This window comes from Acinetobacter sp. UBA801 (assembly GCA_002296655.1).
Lineage (GTDB): Bacteria > Pseudomonadota > Gammaproteobacteria > Pseudomonadales > Moraxellaceae > Acinetobacter.
Genome location: DBIN01000055.1, coordinates 20641 through 21676 on the forward strand (window position 1 = coordinate 20641; position 1036 = coordinate 21676).

The 1036-nt window shown below is 35.6% G+C and carries 1 protein-coding gene; it reads left to right on the forward strand.

What is annotated here, in order from left to right:
* The first annotated feature begins 389 nt into the window (after nucleotides 1-389).
* The gene (locus B2W49_RS11075; RefSeq protein WP_004973110.1) at nucleotides 390-569 is read left to right on the forward strand and encodes a hypothetical protein; all 180 of its coding nucleotides are present in this window, start codon (nucleotides 390-392) and stop codon (nucleotides 567-569) included.
* Nucleotides 570-1036: the final 467 nt, after the last annotated feature.

Consider the following 1036-nt stretch of genomic DNA (forward strand, 5'->3'; position numbering starts at 1 on the left):
AATGCTTTGGATTGAAAAATACTTGAAGGGTCGAGTGCAAAATCTGCAGGATAATAAAATTTGATGAATTAGCTTAGCAGTTGTTTTCTGGGAGATTCATTTGGAAAGTAGGAGATGTTGTAACATTATGCTGTGGATGGTCTTATTTCTAGCTAGAAGCCGTACTTTGGAAAAACCTCAACTACAACTAAAGCAAGACATGCTATGCGAATCCTCTCGGGCAAATAAACAAGTGTACTGCGACTATTCTTGAATATGGGCAATGTTGACATCTCTAATGCAGCTGAGGGTTTAGCTTTGTTAATCTTTGTTTAAAAAATAATATCTTATTTAATTATAAGGTATATACTAGATTTAACACTTTTGTTCGATTGTTCAGGGGACGTAAAATGCCTGCAAGATTTTTTGGAATTTTTCTGGGTTTAATCGCAGCGGTTTTAATCATTGGTGGATTATTCATCAATATGATCAGTGGTGAAGCTACCGTTGTGGAATACTGGATTTTATTGTTGCTTCCATGTTTTGGTATTCCAATTTTGTCTGCAGTGTGCCTAAAAGAAATTGACTGAGTACAACAGTATAAGTTTTCTTTACAATTAAATTGATAGATGATTGATTTATCGCATTTGATTTTAATGACCCAAAACCCATGTGATCATGGGTTTTTGTTTTTATGGTGAAACAGTTTGTTTTGAATTTTATTTGAATATTTGCCAAGCATCGTTGCAGAATTATGCTGTCAACCAGCCTATCCATCGTTTTAAACTACTCAAAGCTAACAACAATATTTAAGCTCAATAACATGCAGGCATTCCATTATCAGGCGTTGCCAATTTATATTCACTTTGGCGAAGGTCTTCTGTAAAAAATCCAAGAGATTTTAAGACTATTAGCGTAATTTAATTATTACCACTAGAGAGCAACAAGCCGCAGGCGAGCGTTTATCAAGATGTGCAGCGATTAAAGGTCGATTACTGTTTGGCACTCGGCGGTGGCTCTGCGATTGGTTTAGCCAAAGCAAATGCTTTAGAAACTT

Excerpts from the sequence above, each read along its gene's own strand:
- B2W49_RS11075 (WP_004973110.1), top strand. The coding sequence starts at position 390 with ATGCCTGCAAGATTTTTTGGAATTTTTCTGGGTTTAATCGCAGCGGTT.